General features: G+C 42.6%; 13 protein-coding genes. 6 read left to right on the top strand and 7 right to left on the bottom strand.

What is annotated here, in order from left to right:
• Positions 1–391: 391 nt before the first annotated feature.
• From CIK99_RS03340 to CIK99_RS03355, 6 genes are all read right to left on the bottom strand, one after another.
• On the bottom strand, positions 392–1,150 hold the full coding sequence (locus CIK99_RS03340) for a hypothetical protein (protein WP_094379764.1): 759 nt from the start codon (positions 1,148–1,150) through the stop codon (positions 392–394).
• Positions 1,151–1,194: 44 nt separating this feature from the next.
• On the bottom strand, positions 1,195–1,347 hold the full coding sequence (locus CIK99_RS15180; protein WP_158215885.1) for a hypothetical protein: 153 nt from the start codon (positions 1,345–1,347) through the stop codon (positions 1,195–1,197).
• Between the two features lie 8 nt (positions 1,348–1,355).
• The gene (locus CIK99_RS03345) at positions 1,356–2,630 is read right to left on the bottom strand and encodes a hypothetical protein (protein ID WP_094379766.1); all 1,275 of its coding nucleotides are present in this window, start codon (positions 2,628–2,630) and stop codon (positions 1,356–1,358) included.
• A gap of 417 nt (positions 2,631–3,047) precedes the next feature.
• Positions 3,048–3,221 carry a hypothetical protein gene (locus tag CIK99_RS15185; protein ID WP_158215886.1) on the bottom strand — a complete coding sequence of 58 codons (174 nt, stop codon included), beginning with the start codon at positions 3,219–3,221 and terminating at the stop codon, positions 3,048–3,050.
• Positions 3,222–3,227: 6 nt separating this feature from the next.
• Positions 3,228–4,829 (bottom strand): AAA family ATPase, encoded by a 1,602-nt coding sequence (locus CIK99_RS03350; RefSeq protein WP_158215887.1) that lies wholly within the window; start codon positions 4,827–4,829, stop codon positions 3,228–3,230.
• A 423-nt stretch (positions 4,830–5,252) separates the two neighbouring features.
• A complete protein-coding gene (locus CIK99_RS03355; RefSeq protein ID WP_094379770.1) occupies positions 5,253–8,759 on the bottom strand; it encodes a hypothetical protein in 3,507 nt (1,168 codons plus the stop codon).
• A 904-nt stretch (positions 8,760–9,663) separates the two neighbouring features.
• Here CIK99_RS03355 and CIK99_RS03360 point away from each other — a divergent pair.
• Entirely contained in the window at positions 9,664–10,575 is a 912-nt protein-coding gene (locus CIK99_RS03360; protein ID WP_094379772.1) for an Abi family protein, read from the top strand.
• A 643-nt stretch (positions 10,576–11,218) separates the two neighbouring features.
• Here CIK99_RS03360 and CIK99_RS03365 read toward each other — a convergent pair.
• Positions 11,219–13,624, bottom strand: a complete 2,406-nt coding sequence (locus CIK99_RS03365) for a GLUG motif-containing protein (RefSeq protein WP_094379775.1) — start codon at positions 13,622–13,624, stop codon at positions 11,219–11,221.
• A gap of 826 nt (positions 13,625–14,450) precedes the next feature.
• Here CIK99_RS03365 and CIK99_RS03370 point away from each other — a divergent pair.
• The 5 genes from CIK99_RS03370 (at position 14,451) to CIK99_RS15190 (ending at position 18,067) form a co-directional block, all read left to right on the top strand.
• Positions 14,451–14,717, top strand: coding sequence for a helix-turn-helix transcriptional regulator (locus tag CIK99_RS03370; RefSeq protein WP_094379777.1), 267 nt, complete (start codon positions 14,451–14,453; stop codon positions 14,715–14,717).
• Positions 14,718–15,012: 295 nt separating this feature from the next.
• Positions 15,013–15,186 (top strand): nucleotidyltransferase family protein, encoded by a 174-nt coding sequence (locus tag CIK99_RS03375; protein ID WP_094379779.1) that lies wholly within the window; start codon positions 15,013–15,015, stop codon positions 15,184–15,186.
• Between the two features lie 129 nt (positions 15,187–15,315).
• On the top strand, positions 15,316–15,534 hold the full coding sequence (locus CIK99_RS03380; protein ID WP_094379781.1) for a hypothetical protein: 219 nt from the start codon (positions 15,316–15,318) through the stop codon (positions 15,532–15,534).
• 26 nt (positions 15,535–15,560) lie between these two features.
• Positions 15,561–15,800, top strand: coding sequence for a PIN domain-containing protein (locus tag CIK99_RS15985; RefSeq protein WP_371590831.1), 240 nt, complete (start codon positions 15,561–15,563; stop codon positions 15,798–15,800).
• 218 nt (positions 15,801–16,018) lie between these two features.
• Complete coding sequence (locus tag CIK99_RS15190; protein ID WP_158215888.1) at positions 16,019–18,067, top strand: leucine-rich repeat domain-containing protein; 2,049 nt, start codon at positions 16,019–16,021, stop codon at positions 18,065–18,067.
• Positions 18,068–18,126 lie beyond the last annotated feature (59 nt).

An 18,126-nucleotide genomic window follows, 5' to 3' on the forward strand; every position in this document is an offset into this window, starting at 1 on the left:
TTTGGCCAAAATTGCCAAATTCACGTCAAAAACTGCCATTTTTAGGCCAAAAATAGAGGTTTTTAAGGCTAAAATTGCCAAATTCACGTCAAAAATTGCCAAATTCACGTCAAAAACAGCCATTTTTAGGCTAAAAATTGAGTTACCTTAAGGCTAATATAGATACGCCAGTCTCGTTTCTAGTTTGCCTTAGCCCACTTTAGTTTGTAGTTCGCTGGTTTTGGTTTGCAGTTGGGGCTATTTTTCTACAAACACAATGAAGGCTGCAAATGGCATTTCAGTGCCGCTTGCAGCCTCCAAGTGTTATTGAAATAGAAACTAGATTCATCGGGGACAGGTTCGTCGATCCTAAAGAGTGAACCAATATACCTGTACCCATGACCCTTTTATTCTAATCCTGCTCCGTTGTCTCGGTAGAGCCAGCTTCCTGCTGGTCACTTGTGATGATCCGGACGTTTTGATATCCATTAGTATTCATTATCTCTCGTAATAATGATATTGTCATCTCATTACAATTAATAGCCTTGATGGTCTTCAGATTGGGACAGTTAGCTAATAAGTTACTTATATTTTTGACACCAGAAAAATCACAACCGCTGAAATCTACTTCTTCAAGTTCTGAACAGCCATTAAGCATTTGACTCAAATTAGTTACATTGCTATGTATTTTGCCACCACAGAAGTCAACCCGTTTTAGGGCTGAAAAATATTCTAAAAAGTACGCGAGACTTGTCACTGTTGAAATATCAAGATGGCTTATATCGACTGATGTAATTGAGTTTTTTTTGCTATCATCAAGTTTCTCGGGTTTATAAATATCATTTTGATTGGCTGTTCCCATCAGGATTAGCTGACCAGACTGGCTGTATTCTGCCAATAGAGGGGTACCAAGTGTCCCGGGAACACAATAAATGGCATTGTAAACGGGCAATTCTGCCTGTTGTCCATGAGTGACATCAGTAGATAATTCTGATCCATCTTTGAAAGTGTAAACAACCTTGTTGCCGCTTATAGCCGTACTGTTCACTATCTTCCATCCTTCTTCTGACTTAAAGAAAGAGACGATGGACGATTCTGATTCCGTCTGGGCATGAATGGCCGTAATGCCAGCCAACAGGCATACCATAAATGTTAATATCTTCTGTTTCATGTTTGTTTTTTAAAGTTTTGTATTTTGCATCATCTTGCGAGTGGTTATTCTACCCAAATCGTGCCATTCGTATTTGTGGGAATAACATCGTTTTCTGGATTACCAATATTGAGTGTTTCACCACTGCCTGCAAGTAGCTGCATTTTACTCATCTCGTAGATGTGCATCTTCGGATGCACGTATTCTTTCTTCTTCATATCCGTTTTTATTTAATGATTACTTTTGTTGTCTTGTTTCCTCTCTTTACGATGTTCATGCCCTTTTGCAAACCTTGGAGACGATGCCCATTGAGGTCATATATCTCTGCCTCGCCTTCGTCAGCGGCATTAAGCACATCAATGGCCGTTGTGGTGTCGTCGCCTATCGACAGGCTCATCATCTTGACGTTCTGCACGCCGCTGCTTTGCAGATATGCGCGGAATGGTCCCACCTTCACGTCTGTCACGTCTTCCTTAGAGGTCAAATCGCTCACATGCCAGAACTTGTTGTTGCTGATGATGTAACTGTCCTCCGGCAATGCCTCAGACGCTGTGAAACGGCCAACAAGCGAAAAGCCATTTGCCGTGCTGCCTGCTGCTGGGGCTACGGTGATAGCTGCATTGGTGGCATTTAATGAAATGTTGGTACCTTCGGCATTACGGCGCACTAAAACGGGTGTGCCGGCAGGGATGTTTCCTGTCATTTCCGTCAGAACAATCTCTGTTTCTTTCACTTCCTTCAGCTCATAGAACTTGCATGTGGCTTCTTGGTCGGATTGTATCTCAAATGGCAGGCACAACGTACCCCATTCGTTGCTCATTGTGCGCGAATAACTGACATCATTGGCTGTGTATTCCGCTTCGCACTCATAGCCTACGGCATCATCGAGAGTAAGACTTTCAATAGCGAGATCACCTGTTGTAGCAGTTGTCTCCACCTTGTTGCCGTTGATTTTCAGCCAACGCCTTGTGAACCCTTCCGTACAGCCTTCCACCGTACAGTCTTCTACCCAACTCTTGTCTGCACACTGATGCTCCGTTTTGTTATGCGGCCATTGCGTTAATATCCCATTAACCTGTCCCTGTGACAGTTCACAGGCTGGGGTCTCGCCAAGTTTCACTTTCCACATCATTCCGTCCCAAGCATATACTGGCGACTTGGACTGTGGGTAGGTAAGTGTCACGTCATCTTTAAGCGTGATACTCAATGCAGGCTCACCTGGCACGACATCGTATGTATATTGCTTGTGGTCGCAGCCAGACCGTGTGCACGTTCTGTATTTGCCACCATTCACCTCGTCCGTAGTCCATGTCTGTTTTGTAAAGTCATGCCCCAAGACAGGCTTGTAGTCGGTAGAGGTAGTGGTAGTGCTTGTGTCCCAGATCCATTGTCCGCATTCAGAACATTTCCCAGGGAATCCCTTGGTAGTGCATGTAGGTTCCGTGGGCTTATCTGTGTCGCCTATCGTGTGAGTAGTGTGGTGTTTAATGAGAACATTCATCCTTTGGGGGTTATCCCCCATATTAAATTTAAATGTCATATCATATACTCCAAGTCCTAAAGTTAGCTTTAAAGCATTATAATCATCCAATGTCAAATCAAACGATTTAGGATTTACAAAAACAATAAGACCTTCAATTTCATTTATACTCTCTTTTTCGCTATTATACCAAGTAAACGTAAATTCAGTATTTTGACTAATTTTGTAACACCTTTTTATCCCTACTATAAATTTTTCGTCATCGACATTGCCTATTTTTTCCTTTTCACTACCGCAGGTTACTATAAAATCACCGTCTTGATATGTTTCTGCGCAAACTTTCATTGAGAAAAAGAAGACGATGCCCAGTAGAAATATAATTTTCTTGGTTGTATTCATAATATTACTTTTTGTTAAGTTTGAATGTTATTCTTGTTTTTATTTAATTCTTTTACTTTCTGTTTTAATACCTGAGAATGTCTTATCAATCTGTTCGTTGATAAAATCCCTGTTTTTATCTAACTCTTTCATTATGGCTTCATTCTCATTGTCATTTATATCTATCGGGAAAACAACAAACATGAACACTGACATCCAAGCTATCTGCCCCACTACAATTCAGTTTTTATTGTTATTAAACACACCATTCCTTATCCTTTCAATCTTGCAAGTGTGCTTCTTCGCTTCCTTGTCGTAGTTGATGCCCACGAGGAGGATGTCGCCAGTGTATTCGGCAATCTTTGCGGGATATTGCTTGCGCTTAATCTGGTCGATGGCAGTGTCGGCCGTGTTGTTGAATTTCAGTTCGATGACGAGGGCGGGTTTGCTGACGTTGCGACGCGGAATCATCACCAGGTCGGCATACCCCTTGCCAGTGGCATATTCGCGGTGGATGACGTATTCATTTCTTGCCCAAATGTATGCAATGGTAATTACACAGGCAAGTGAGTTCTCGTCATTATAAGACAGTATGCTCGTATTCTCGTCGTGGGCAATGTCGATGGCTAGAGCCACAGCATTCTCATTGCATGCAATGGTGGCGTCGAGGAGGCGTTGTGAGTTTTCCAAAGTCTTTGCCAGTTGCGACCATTCAGTTGACTGCACTGCATTATTCATCTCGTCGGCCACCTCCTTGTTGGGAATGTAGCATCTGTTGGTGTCACGGTTATACGCCAGATAACCGAGATGGATGAGCACTGTTAGGACATCATTCTTGCTGTTTATGACATTCATGTCATTCTGGAATTTTGTTGTTATCACAGGAATAGACTCTCCCGAAAGCATACGTATGATGTCGTCCTTGAGTCCGTCGAAGTTCATCTGAATATACGTTATCACCGAGTCGTAGGCACCGGTGGTAGTCCAATAGCTACCATATTCTTCATTGTAGATAGCCTTTATTACGGAATAGGGATTGAACATGCGAGATGCCTTGCCTATGCGATAACCGTCATACCAGCGTTCCATCTCCATCAAGTCCATTCCATGCTTCTTACATAGCATTTTCACTTCGTCATGTGTAAAACCTAAAGCCTCTGACATCTTACCAGGACGGATCATGGTATATTCGCAAAAATTGTTCAACGCCGACTCGGTGTTGTACCTCTTTATGGGCAGTATTCCCGTGAGATATGCTCCGGCAAAGACAGTATCCGACCCTAAGCCCTTGAACAGACGGCGGAGTAAATCAACGTATGAGGTGGAGATGTAGTCATCCGAGCCCATCTCACGCAAGATTGCATCCCATTCATCGATAATCATCAAGAAACGCTCGTCTGTTCTCTCACAGATGCTGTAGAGAATACTCATCAAGTCATCTCTCTCTTTAACCTCTATGTCGGGAAAGACTTTCAAAACATCATCTATGATTTCCTGCTGCATAATCTTCACTATTTCCTTCTCATTCCTGAATCTCGTAGTGAAGTCAGTCATGTCAACGCATATCACATAATACTTGTTGAGATATGTCTCGAATGACTTGTCCTGCTCGGTCTTCAAACCGTGGAAAAGCTCTCGCGAGTCGCACGACTTGTCGTAATAGGCACACAGCATCTTTGCTGCCATCGACTTGCCGAATCGGCGGCAGCGGGTGACGCAGCTGTAGCGGTTTTCGGAGTTAAGACTCGCATTTATCAGCGGTATCAGCGATGTCTTGTCAACATATTCGTGAGATACGATGTCTCTGAATGCTTTATTACCTTTGTTTATATATGTACCCATTGTTTTCTGACTGTTGCAGGAGTGATAAGCCCGCATTTCGGGAGCAAAGATACTCATTTTCTTGTAAATAAGCAAAATAATTCTGAAGAAAAAAGCAATTCAACTGCGAATTAGTGCTTTTTTCTCCGCAGAATTGCAGCAAAGGTAAAGTAGGGTCTTTACTTTATGTAAGACCGCCCCACTCTGAACGACACTTTTCGCTTATAAACTATGAAGGCTGCAATGGCATTTCAGTGCCGCTTGCAGCCTCCAACTGTTATTGAAATAGAAACTTATCCTATATTATCACATTTCATCGTTGCCGTCCCCAGGGACTACACTATTATTATAAAATTCTTGCGACCCTGCCAACAACTGTGGAGTTTCAATTTCATAAACCTTCATTTCTGGCTTTATATACTTTTTCTTCATGTCGATATCTGTTTATTTGATTATTACTTTTTTGTTGTTCTTGATGTAGAGTCCCTTCACGGGGGCAGTCACCTGCTGACCCTGGAGGTTGTAGATGCGGTCATTGGCATTGGCAGAGCCACTGATGCCTGCATCACCCTCGATGACAATCTCTCCGATGCCAGTTGTCTCGTCATCGCCTGGGAAGACGAAGCTGCGGGCTAATGCTGTAGTGGCAGTGTTTGTCGCAGCCCCAGTAGATACTTTGAGATATGCCTTGCCCGGAGTGGCCTTGAGCTGAGAGCCATCGCTGCTTATCACATTGTCATTCTCATCTTTCACCAGACCGAGATAGAAGCCGAGGCCTGTCTTATCTGTTGAATTGTTGTAAGTGAGGCGATAGAGTTTATATCCTGTTTCTGCATTTATCGTCTTCTCTGTGGCAGGCGTTGCCACGAGGTTGTTATCAGTATAATCCACGGCTTTCAGACCATCCGTTGCATTTGCCTTCGCATTCACATACTCTCCGTCGGTCTTCAGCAGTACACCTTCTTCCTTTGCCACTTGGCTGTCAGTGCGCATTTTCAATGTCATTTTTCCATTGCTTACGGTTGCATTGTAAACAGTGAGATTGCGTGGTGAAGGAACTAAGAGTGTTGCATCAGAGTTCAAGTTGCTGAACGTTGCCCAATAGGTGTCGTTACCGTTTTTATCCTTGTCGCCCTTGGCAGCCTTGATTACCTTATAGTCGCCGAGCATAGGATAATCGTCGGTACCGAGCTGCTGACCCCATGCACCAGTAGATTGCTGACCATTAAGAATCCATGCACCCTCGCCGGTTTTCAGGTTTTCCGAGTTTAATCCCACTATATTGCTTTCTCCTGTTATGGTTGCGTAAGACTTTTTATTTCCGATCGTTTGAACAGTTTGCTCCGCAGAATAGTAAAATATCTTGGCATCGCTATTGTAGAGGATATGGCCCTGTATGGTCAATTTTTCATAAACATATCCAGCGACAAGACCACAATTTGGATCGGTTAATCTACAAGTAACATTGCCTGACGTAAAAACATTATTTAATGTTATATCTACTATATAGCCAACGATTCCGCCAATATAATAATATCCCTTCACGTCTCCATAGTTAGCGCAGTTGGTGACTGATGTATTTTCTCCTACGTAACCGATAATGCCGCCAATATTTTTTTTACTTCCTACGATGGGTATTCTGTTGACGCAGTTTGTTATATTAGTCTTATTAGCTCTTCCCACAATTCCTCCGACGTCAGTAGTTCCATTAATGCTACCGCTGTTCACCGTGATTCCACTAATGTCAGTATTTTTTACATTACCAGCGAGCACACCAGAATAATCTGCTGTCGATGTGATGTTGACATTATAAAATATTATATCCTTGATAGAGCATCTGACATAATCATTCAATATGTATCCAAACAATCCGGAATACTGTGCAGAAGTATTGATATAAAGGTTGGAAATGGTTTTGTTGTTACCATCGAAAGAACCATGCCAAGGGTTGGAACTCTTGGAAATAGGCTCCCAACTCAGTTCTGCCACGCCTTTACTTTCATCAGCTGCATGGCACACCTTGCTCATGTCAATGTCTGCCTCCAGACGTGCGCAGGCTGTTGTATTACCATTGTTTACGAGTTTGGCAAACCAGAGCAGATGGCAGGCACTCGTCAGCTCATAGGGCGAAGCATCTGTACCCTCACCTGTCCAGACGAAAGGCTCTATGCCCATACGGTCTGCCGTTTCCGTCCACGATCCTCTTAGTCGCAGGATATAGTCGCCCTCTATCGCTTCATGAGACTTCTGTCTTACACCGATTATGTAGGTCTTGCCTTGGGTCACATCGAAAGTAAGCGAAAAGTCTGTTTCCGACGAACTGCTATCGTCGTTGTTTACAGAACTTGCTACTTCACCACCTACAGATGTCCAAAGAGCTCCCTCGGTATCGGCATCGCCATACGACTTCACATGCAATGTGCCAGTTCCATCGGCAACATACTTGTACAGTTTGTAGCCATACTGCGAATTATGATCACCAGTCTTTTCCACAACGATATCTGCATCACCCAATGTTGCTACAGGCATTGGCGCATTGCAGTTCTTGCAGACATAGTCATTCCCAAAATCGTGGTGAGCATATGTGCGATTAATAACGGTGTTGTCAATCTCTTCGGTCATTACAGCATCACGGAATTTCTTGTGACAGTCATTACATTCGTAATACTCTTTACGGCCTTCCACGCAAGTCGGTGCTATGGATTCATAATGCGTATTAGTGCCATGAGTAAGTGATACTGTTGAGGCTTCAGAGGACGTGTTTGTGAATGTACCGCTAAAATTTGTATAGGTGCATTTCATCGATGCATCCTTTGGATAAATTTGAGTGCCGTTCAATACCGGATAGTTTTCTGTATTGATGGTTTGTCCCCATTCGCCTTCCGATTTACAGCCATTGAGCAGCCATGTGCCCCAACCAGATTTCAGTAAATTAGAGCTCAAACCTTTGATGTTACTTTCTCCTGTTACAGTGGCTAAGGAGGTTACTTTACCCAACGCCACAGGATCCTGCACGGTAGTGTTGTAATATCTCTTGGCATCGCTGTTATATATAGCATAGCCAGAAATGGTGAGTGTAGAAGATTCTACATGTCCCACAACAAGACCACTTCCATAATAGTCATTTGTAAAAGTCACATCGCCAGATGAGAACACATTGCATAAAGTTAATCCTTCAGAATATCCAACTATGCCACCAACCATTCTACTTCCTTTCACATTGCCATAGTTAGCACAGTTGGTGATTGAGGAGGATGCCTGTGCATATGCCTTTGCATAACCAACAATGCCGCCAATGGCATAGTCACTTCCTACGATGGATATTCTGTTGACGCAATTTGATATCTTAGTATCCAAAGCTCTTCCCACAATTCCTCCAACTACACGGTATCCATTAATGCTACCGCTGTTCACCGTGATTCCACTAATGTCAGTGTTCCATGCATAACCTGCGAGCACACCAAAATATTCTTTTGTCGATTTGATGTTGACATTATTAAATATTATATCCTTGATAATGCCTCTTTGACCCTTAGGATCATGAGTATATCCGAAAAAACCTGAATATTCTTCCGAAGCGTTGATGTAAAGATTGGAAATGGTTTTGTTGTTACCATTAAATTCACCATGCCAACGATTCGAGTTATTTCCAATCGGCACCCAACTGAGTTCTGCCACGCTTTCACTTTCATTTGCCGGATGGCACACAGTACTCATGTCAATGTTAGCCTCTAGACGAGCGCAGGCTGTTTCTTTGCCCGCATTAACAACGTCTCGAAACCATGCCAATTCCGCAGCAGTTGTAATCTGATAAGGATTCGCTGCAGTTCCATCACCATTATCAGGTTGACTTGTAGTTACCTGTGCCCATGCCATCTTTGGCATAGCCATTGCCGTCACGAGCAGAAGCATCGTGACGAACCATCTGAATTGTGTAAATTTCTTTTTCATATTTTACTTCTTTTTGTTATTTACTTTTTTGTGCAAAGTTAGGCATTTAACATGTCTCATCCAAATTTTACCACTATACGGCAGTATTATCCACCAAGCGGCATCTATTTGCCTGCCAATAGCATCATAGGCAGTGTGCCAATACATCTGCGTCAGGAGGCCTGAAACGCACAAAGCCTTACGCTGATGCCATTGTCTGACACCTGCGGAAGGCTCTGTATCTATGTATGAATGAAGACGTTACGGCAAAGCCGATACCCCCCCTAAATCTCTAAGGCTCAGGGGGTTGCATCCAGTCTTTGTTGTATGTTCCATCTTCTTCATATACTGTTTTTTATAATGTGGCTCATCACCCAGTTGCGAGCGAATATACCACGTTGCGCTGCAAAGATACAAATTTTCTCTCAAACAAATGTCACAATGCTCAGATTTTCTTTATATTTACAACAATTTAACGTTTTTAGCCGCCTTTCCGCTACAATTTCGTTTATAATCCGCTGCGAAAGTAAGGAAATACCCCATATCATGCAAGCCAACTTCGTAAATGCCAGCAACTACTTCGCAGCCTGCCCTTCCACTTGCTCATAATGACGATGCAAAGCAAATGCAAATCGAGAGCAGAACTTGCCATGCTTGGGCAATTATGCCGAGATGCAGCTTTGCTTATCCAAAGTTAGTACCATCCTTCCACATTCCCAAATATAGTTTGTAATCTACCCACATTGGTTTGTAAATGCTGCATTTTTATCTCCAAACACCCAACAACTGTTAAAAACACCCGTCAAATCATCACTTTTCTTCCCAAACTCTTGCACAACTCAAATAAAAGTCGTACCTTTGCGCCACGAGAACCCGCCAAGCCTCTCAACGATGCTCAAATGTGCGGGTCGTTTTTTTTATACTTATGACAAACAGGACAATATTCAATAAAACTTATAAGACTCCGAGCGAGTCAATAGAAATCTTGAAATCAAGAGGACTGTCAATAACCGATGAAAGCAAGGCTCAGCATTACTTGTCCCACATCGGTTATTATCGTTTATCTGCCTATATGTATCCTCTTCTCCGGATTCCAAAAGAAAACCATGTATTTAAGAGCGGGGCATCATTTGAGAAAGCATTGAAACTCTATCGTTTCGACAAGAAACTGCGTATGTTGCTTTTCAATGAAATCGAGAAGATAGAAGTGGCAGTGAGATGTGCAATCGTGAATCATGGATGCGAGATGACAGGTGATGCTTTCTGGATGACCGATGCGCGGAATTTCTCCAATCCCGCCAAATTCAACAAAACCATACGTCTGATAGAAGACGAACTGAACCACTCAAAGGAAGAATTTGTAACACATTTCAAGGAGACCTATTCCAATCCATATCCACCGGCATGGATATTGATGGAAATCCTTCCCTTTGGTGTCGTCACCAATATTTTTGCAAATATAAAGAACAAGAAACTAAAGAAGCGAATATCACAGTCGTTTGACTTGCAGGTTGCTCCATTTGAGTCATGGCTAACCATCGTTGCCGTCACACGTAATTCATGCGGACACCATGCCCGTATATGGAATAGAGTCTTCTCCATACGTGCAACAATTCCTGTAAGAATGAAACGTCCGTGGCTTTTGCTTCAGACAGACCCATTAAGGGTGTATTTTGATATGTGCATCATCAAGTACTTCCTCGACATCATATCTCCGGGCAATGACATGCTCTCCAAGATGCAGGCTCTCTTCGCAGAATATCCCGAAGTTGACCTCGGCGCACTGGGCTTCCCATCAGGCAACTGGCAGGAAGAACCATTGTGGAGCACACGATGACGAAGACTGGGACTGCCGAAAAAAAGAAAAGATGGGGTGGTTTGTACCCACCTCATCAATATTAATAGAATAATCTTTTTGCAGCGAAAAGAAGAAAAGATCTGCCATTTTTAGGCCAAAAATAGAGGTTTTTAAGGCTAAAATTGCCAAATTCACGTCAAAAATTGCCAAATTCACGTCAAAAACAGCCATTTTTAGGCTAAAAATTGAGTTACCTTAAGGCTAATATAGCGCCAGTCTCGTTTCTATTTATGCCTTAGCCCACTTTAGTTTGTAGTTCGCTGGTTTTGGTTTGCAGTTGGGGCTATTTTTCTACAAACACAATGAAGGCTGCAAATGGCATTTACTATTCCGCTTGCAGCCTCCAACTGTTATTGAAATAGAAACTAGATTCATCGGGGACAGGTTCATCGATCCTAAAGAGTGAACCAATGTACTGAAGTGAACCCAAAAAGTTGGACACAACCCTTGCTGTTCCCGTGAAGTGCGGGTGAATATTATTTATCTTCTAACCTTCATAACCTGGAGGATACTCTCCTAAATTCACATTCGTTTCATCAACAGACCCGCTGAGCAGTTGCGTAGGTTCAATCTCATAAACCTCCATTTCTGGCTTTATATACTTCTTTTTCAAGATTCTTAATTATTTTTGTTTATTAAATATTACTTTTCCATTCTTGATGAGCAATCCGCTCTGCTGACTGCCTTCGGGCAGACGGCGTCCTCCGAGGTCGTATGTCTCCGTGGCCTTGCGCTCATCGCTGTAGATGTTCACCACACCGGTTACGTCCTCTTCGCCAATGACGCAGAGTTTGATGCACTTCAATGAAGCCCCCGATGCTTGGTTGGTAGTACGTGACTCGATGGTCAGATAGTGGCGCATGGGCGAGAGGCTCGCAAAGTGATACCATTCGCCATCTTCCCAAAGTGCATAAGGGTTATTAGAGAGAGTATTGCTGTTGGCCAATTCGCTGTATGTTCCCTTGAAGGTGTATGTGTAGTCCACGCTTTGGCAGTCGATGCTATTTTCATCTGATAATGCGGGAACAATATCTTTTAACTCTAACTTCATATCTTTATAATCCATGCTCTTGGCTCTTACCAGATAGGGGGAGTTGGCATGGAGTGTCTTGCCTGACCTCTGACGGAAGCTTTCAATCACGGTGCGGTCAACAGTTCCGTCGTCGTTGTCATCATACTGATGAACGTTGTTAATGCGTGAGAAGTCATACTTCGCACAAATATCATCGGTGAGTTCCAACTCGAATGGCACATACCATGCAGCCCATGGCATTTGACCATTCTCTCCTTCATGTGGTAACGTGCGGGTGTAAGTGAATTTCTCTGCCATGCACACCGCCCCATTATCGTATGGCGTGGCATCTTGCAAGGTATAAGTACTCGTTGTGAAACTACAATTTTCATTATCCTCAGTGGCTAAAAACTGGCCTGCTGCATCGGCGTAATATCCTAAAAATCGATCGCAACCATCTCTGCCGCAATATTTTTCGTAGATTTTTTTGGATGAATTTATCTGGGTTGCACCTGTATTGTCATGTCCGAGGGCGGGAAGTGTTTGAGTATAATAATCGCAATAATTTGCATTAGTATTAAAAATGAATGTGGCTTTATAGTAGTTATATCCTTTTTCCTCACACTTCGGAGCCACATTGGTTTTTGTGTCATCTTCAGTAACAGTAGCTGAAACCCCTGTTTTTTTATGTCTGCATATTGTGCACGTGAAGTCCACAGTAACAGAGGGAGTTTCGTTGGGTGAGTTATCTTCCCATGTATAAACAGGACTACCATAAGACTTGTCGTGATTGCCGTTTGCCTCGGTTGTGGCATTGGCGTCGTAGGCGTGGGCATGAAGCTTATTCTCCTCAGCATAAGAGGAGGAATTGCTACACAGAGGGGTGGTTCCTTCATGTTGATATCCGGCATAAACTACACCATGAGTGTTGTTAAGGACAGGATATGTGTCAGATGTTTCTCCTCCTATGTTCTGACGCCATACATTTTCTGAAGAGGCTACGTTGCCGTTGAGCAGATAAGCCACCTCGCCGTTTGCGAACTGGTCTGCGGACATGGCGGTTGTTCCCTCTCTCTCGTCAGTCTCGCCATCAGCGAGGTAATAGGAGTTAGTTAATGTTTTACAGGAGCTGTTAATAACATTACCAACAGTTTGACCGCTGAGTGTGCCTATATTATAGCAGTTAGTTACCTCGCTGCCTTCAGCTGTATCACACACGCCACCGACACCAGCACTGGCAGTACCAACTCCTTTGACCGAGCCGGTATTATAACAGTTAGTTATGCTACCATACATACACTGTCCAGCCACACCTCCGACTATAGTACATCCTTCGACTGAACCTGTATTATAGCATTTCTCTATACTACTATAATTACTTAATCCGCATATACCACCGCTATGATAATCCGTTGCTATGACAGTACCTGTATTATAGCAATTCGATATTGTTCCAAAGTAAGAACATCCACACACACTACCGACACAGCTATACCCATTGAAATAAGAATCAACAATACCGACATTCTGTATAGTACATGATGCATCGACATCATAACTTTTATCGATATAACCGAACAAGCCGACATACGATGTTTCCGAATTATTGAAATACAATCCGCTGATAGTATGTCCTTTTCCATCGAATTTGCCGATGTACCGGTTATCATAGTTGCCGATAGGTGTCCATTGAATGAAGCCGCTTGCGCCATCTGCGAGCGTGCCGTCAGCTTTCAACACTCCTGAATTCACGGTAATGTCTCTCTCAAGAACGGCCCAAGCATTCCGATTTTGGCTAATCTCGTTAATGCACACACTTGCATCACCGTTCACCAGTCCTGCAAACCAATAAAGTTGTTCCGCAGTGAAAATTAAATACGGACTGAATGCTGTACCTTTACCTACTGGCTGTACTGGAGTAATCGTTTGCGCCTGCGCCGTGGAGGGCATCACCATTGCCGCCACGAGCAGGAATGTCGTGACGAGACATTTGAATTGCGTTAGTTTGTTGTTCATATATTACATATTTTTTTTGTTATTTTCTTGCGAAGTTACAAAATATTGTTGTCTCAAACAACTTTTACCACCATACGGCTGTATTATCCACCGAACAGCATTGTTCTGGTAAACAAACGTCCTGCCGCCATTGGGGCGGTATAAAACAATCAGAGCCTTCCGCTGATGCCACTGCCTGACACCTGCGAAGGCCCTATATGCGTTATTATATGTCGATGAAGATGTTACGGCAAAGCCGATGCCCCCCCTAAATCGCTAAGGCTCAGGGAGTTGTGTCTATGATTGAGTATTGCTATCACAGTTCTCATCTTCGTTGTTCTTTAGTATAAATTTACATTGCACTATTTAGTGCGCTGCAAAGTTACTGATTTTTCCTCATATAATTATCAGTATATAATGAAAATTATGTGTATTTTCGACAGTTTAACGCAATTTTGCTATCTTCCGCAGCCATTTCGTCGTTCTTGGATGCATAGTTCTTGCAAACGAGAGCAATGAAATCTTGTTTTCAAATTGCCGAGTGCAGATAGAACTTATGCAAATGTAAGGTGAAGTACCCTCTTATGCAAGACCACTTCGTAAATGCCGGCATCCATTTCGCAGTCTGTCCTTTTACTCACATAGCAAACTATCATTTGCGATGACACATTTTCTTTCTGTAAATGCCAAAAGCGTGTCTTTTCTGCATATTATTGGTAATTTTTCCTAAATCTTCACTCAAAAGTGAATCAATAACAAGATTTATACTTAACTTTGCAGTGAAATTTTAATTTAAACTGTATTAAACAATGGCAACAGCAACATTTGAAATCTAAAAGAAATGCCTATGATACAGAATGCTTTGTTCAGACAGTGCCTTGCCGCTATACCAGAAGAGCAGAAAGCCGAGTTTGAGCTTTCGTTTGAGATAGCCGAGCGCATCAGTGAAGTTCTAAAAGCAAAGAACTTCACCCAAAAGGATTTTGCCCAGAAACTCCACAAGAGGGAGTCAGAAATATCCAAATGGTTGACTGGCAGACACAACTTCACCATGCAGACCATTGCGAAGATTGAAACGGCATTAGGCTGCAAGCTCATCAATATAGCCAGATGATATTTACAAACAAAGGGAAAAGATAAATGCTTTACCTTTGCAGCACCAGAACCCGCCAAGCCTCTCAACGATGCTCAACCGACGACAAACCGAGAGCAATGTCAAACTTGTTTGGACATTGCCGAGGTGCGAAGGAGGAAGAGATTTCTTGAAGCTCAAATCGGCGGGTCGTTTTATTTTATGAAATATAATAAGGATGACAAGACCATTGACTCCATGGGTGAGCAGTAATGTAAGGCAAGGTCGAATATTCTTCACTCTCTGCAGGCTAAAATAGATAAGTGATATTCTGCTTATGGACGTAAATGTTATAGATGACATCCGCCAATATTTCTCCACTCAACCAGTAAAGAAAGCATGGCTGTTCGGATCTTTTTCCCGTGAAGAAGAGACGCCGATGAGCGATGTTGATATTCTCGTCCCGCAAGGCCGCAAGCCCTGCGGTTTTTTTTTCCCCTCATTGCTGTAGGGTCTTTACTATATGTAAGACCGCCCCAATAATCAGCAATCAATAATCAATATTTTCTCCATTTTCCTTTGGCGGATTCAAAAATAATACGTATCTTTGCACCGTAATTCATTTAAAAAGGAGATAATTATGCAGACAATGTTTTTAAATCAAGCACAAAGAGAAGTACTCAACGTGATGTCATGTTTGGGTAATGATGATGATTTGTCTGAATTGAAGAAATTATTAGTTTCTTTTCTCAATGAACGACTTCAAAGAGAATTAGATATTCTTTGGGAAGACGGATCATTAGACGAAAAAAAACTAGAAACTCTTCGTCATGAGCATTTACGAACACCTTATATTTAACTAAGACAACACCCCATATTGCTAAATTGATATGTGAAATCATTTTACGTGCTCCAAATACGGTAATGCTTGATGCACACTTTCGTTGGGGATTAATTGAGAGTGATCCAGATGATAATAAATTTGTTGATTGTGCAATAGTTGCAAATGCAAACTTTATTGTATCAGAGGATAGTCATTTCAATGTGCTTAAACATATATCATTTCCTCATGTAAATGTTATAAAACTTAGTGAGTTTGATGAATTAATGTCTAAATACAGATAGCCCTGCAAGGACGGCATAACATAGGATAGGGCGTGAGCCCTATCAGCCATGCCCATTCTCTCTCCCCTCCGCTCGCCCGCGGCCATCGCGCAGCCCACATCCGTTGTAGGGTCTTACCTCGTGTAAGACCGCCCTTATTAAATAACAAATATAAACATAACAATAACAATACTGCCAACACCCGACCTCGTGGCTGAAAAACGTGCCGGGAAGAAATTATGAATAAAAGATTTACTGCATTAATGACAACGCTCATCCTCAGCGTGTTCTTTTCAATCTCTGCATCCGCCTATGATGTTAAGGTGGATGGTATTTACTATGACATTTATGGAACAACCGCCACAGTAACGTCCGACGATAATAAATATTCAGGTGACATAGTTATTCCTGAATCTATTACTTATAATGCTTCAAAATATCCCGTGACAAGTATTGGAGAATTGGCTTTCTCTAGTTGCAGTGGCTTGACATCCATCACCATCCCTAATTCCGTGACAAGTATTGGAGATTGTGCTTTCTCTGGTTGCAGCGGCTTGACATCCCTCACCATCCCTAATTCCGTGACAAGTATTGGATATAGTGCTTTCGCGGGATGCAGCGGCTTGACATCAATCACAATCCCGAATTCAGTAACAAGTATTGGATGGGGTATTTTCTCTGGTTGCAGTGGCTTGACATCAATCGCAATCCCTAATTCTATAACAAGTATTGGAAATATGGCTTTCTTAGGTTGCAGCAGCTTGACATCAATCACAATTCCTAATTCCGTGACAAGTATTGGAAGTGACGCTTTCTTTGGTTGCAGCGGCTTGACATCAATCACAATCCCTAATTCAGTAACAAGTATTGGAGATTATGCTTTCACTGATTGCAGTGGCCTCACCTCAGTCATGATTCCTAATTCCGTGACAAGTATTGGAGAATTTGCTTTCTCTGGTTGCATCGGCCTCACATCAATCACGATTCCTAATTCCGTGACAAGTATTGGAAATTATGCTTTCTATAGATGCACGGGAATTACACAATCTATTATTGTGAATGATATGTTTGTCTTTTTACCTACAGGATATGAAGGTCATTATTCTATACCTGAAAATATATCAACAATAATTGGAGGAGCTTTCTCTGGATGCAGCAGCCTCACCTCAGTCACGATTCCGAATTCCGTTACAAGTATTGGAGATTATGCTTTCAAATTCTGTAGTAGCCTCACCTCAATCACAATTCCTAATTCTGTAACAAGTATTGGAGATGAAGCTTTCTATGGTTGCAGCGGCTTGACATCAGTCACAATCCCGAATTCAGTGACAAGTATTGGAAGTTCAGCTTTCGAAGAATGCAGTGGCCTCACCTCAGTCACGATTCCTAATTCCGTGACAAGTATTGGAGGTGGTGCTTTTTTAAACTGTAATAGTATAAAGAAACTATATTACGATTGTACTGCAAATCCTCAAATTTATGGTAGTTCTCTAAAAGAATTGTATATTGGAGATAATACATCCATAGTACATGATTTTTTCAAAGATAAAAATCTAAGTAAGATTGTGTTGGGCAAAAATGTTACGCAGATTAGGGCACAGGCTTTTTCTAATTCCCAAATTAAGGAATTCACAATAACAAGTGAAGAACCGCCTTATTTATATCCCAATGTATTTGGCACGCAAGACTTGTCGAAAGCAACACTTTATGTACCAGAAAGCAAGACCGAATACTACCAAACCACTGAGCCATGGTCTAAATTCGGCAAGATTCTAACACTTAGTGGAGATACTCCCGAAGAACCCCAAAAATGCGCCACTCCGTCAATATCATACTCCGATGGACAACTTCAATTCTCCTGTGCAACAGAAGGTGCACAGTGTCATTATACCATAAGCTGCCCAGACGCAGCATCAGGAGAAACATCTACGGAAAACAGCTCCGTAACGCTGAACGCTTACTACGACATCACCTGCTACGCCAAGGCAGAAGGCTTCGTCAACTCCGACGTTGCCACCGCCACACTCTATTGGCTGACATCATCAGGCTCTCTTGAAGGTGCAGGCATCAACAACGTTTCAATGCGTGGCATCGCCATCCAGTCAGCCGGTGGTTTCATCAACATCTCCGGTCTTGACAACTACGAGACAGTCAGCTTCTATGGCATCGACGGCAAAGCCCTCGGCTCCGCCACCGCCATCAACGGCACAACATCCTTCGCCGCACAACCCGGCTCTGTCGTTGTCGCCAAGATTGGCAAGAAAAACATTAAAATCGCAGTGGAATAACACCCGCATAAATCCCCGCCGCTGTAGGGTCTTTACTTTATGTAAGACCGCTCCACCTC

Source organism: Prevotella sp. P5-92, from assembly GCF_002251245.1.
In the GTDB taxonomy this organism is placed as follows: Bacteria; Bacteroidota; Bacteroidia; order Bacteroidales; family Bacteroidaceae; genus Prevotella.

Excerpts from the sequence above, each read along its gene's own strand:
- CIK99_RS15180 (WP_158215885.1), bottom strand. The coding sequence starts at position 1,347 with ATGAAGAAGAAAGAATACGTGCATCCGAAGATGCACATCTACGAGATG.
- CIK99_RS03355 (WP_094379770.1), bottom strand. The coding sequence starts at position 8,759 with ATGAAAAAGAAATTTACACAATTCAGATGGTTCGTCACGATGCTTCTG.
- CIK99_RS03350 (WP_158215887.1), bottom strand. The coding sequence starts at position 4,829 with ATGGGTACATATATAAACAAAGGTAATAAAGCATTCAGAGACATCGTA.
- CIK99_RS03345 (WP_094379766.1), bottom strand. The coding sequence starts at position 2,630 with ATGAATGTTCTCATTAAACACCACACTACTCACACGATAGGCGACACA.
- CIK99_RS03365 (WP_094379775.1), bottom strand. The coding sequence starts at position 13,624 with ATGAACAACAAACTAACGCAATTCAAATGTCTCGTCACGACATTCCTG.
- CIK99_RS03340 (WP_094379764.1), bottom strand. The coding sequence starts at position 1,150 with ATGAAACAGAAGATATTAACATTTATGGTATGCCTGTTGGCTGGCATT.
- CIK99_RS15190 (WP_158215888.1), top strand. The coding sequence starts at position 16,019 with ATGAATAAAAGATTTACTGCATTAATGACAACGCTCATCCTCAGCGTG.
- CIK99_RS03360 (WP_094379772.1), top strand. The coding sequence starts at position 9,664 with ATGACAAACAGGACAATATTCAATAAAACTTATAAGACTCCGAGCGAG.
- CIK99_RS03375 (WP_094379779.1), top strand. The coding sequence starts at position 15,013 with ATGGACGTAAATGTTATAGATGACATCCGCCAATATTTCTCCACTCAA.
- CIK99_RS03370 (WP_094379777.1), top strand. The coding sequence starts at position 14,451 with ATGATACAGAATGCTTTGTTCAGACAGTGCCTTGCCGCTATACCAGAA.
- CIK99_RS03380 (WP_094379781.1), top strand. The coding sequence starts at position 15,316 with ATGCAGACAATGTTTTTAAATCAAGCACAAAGAGAAGTACTCAACGTG.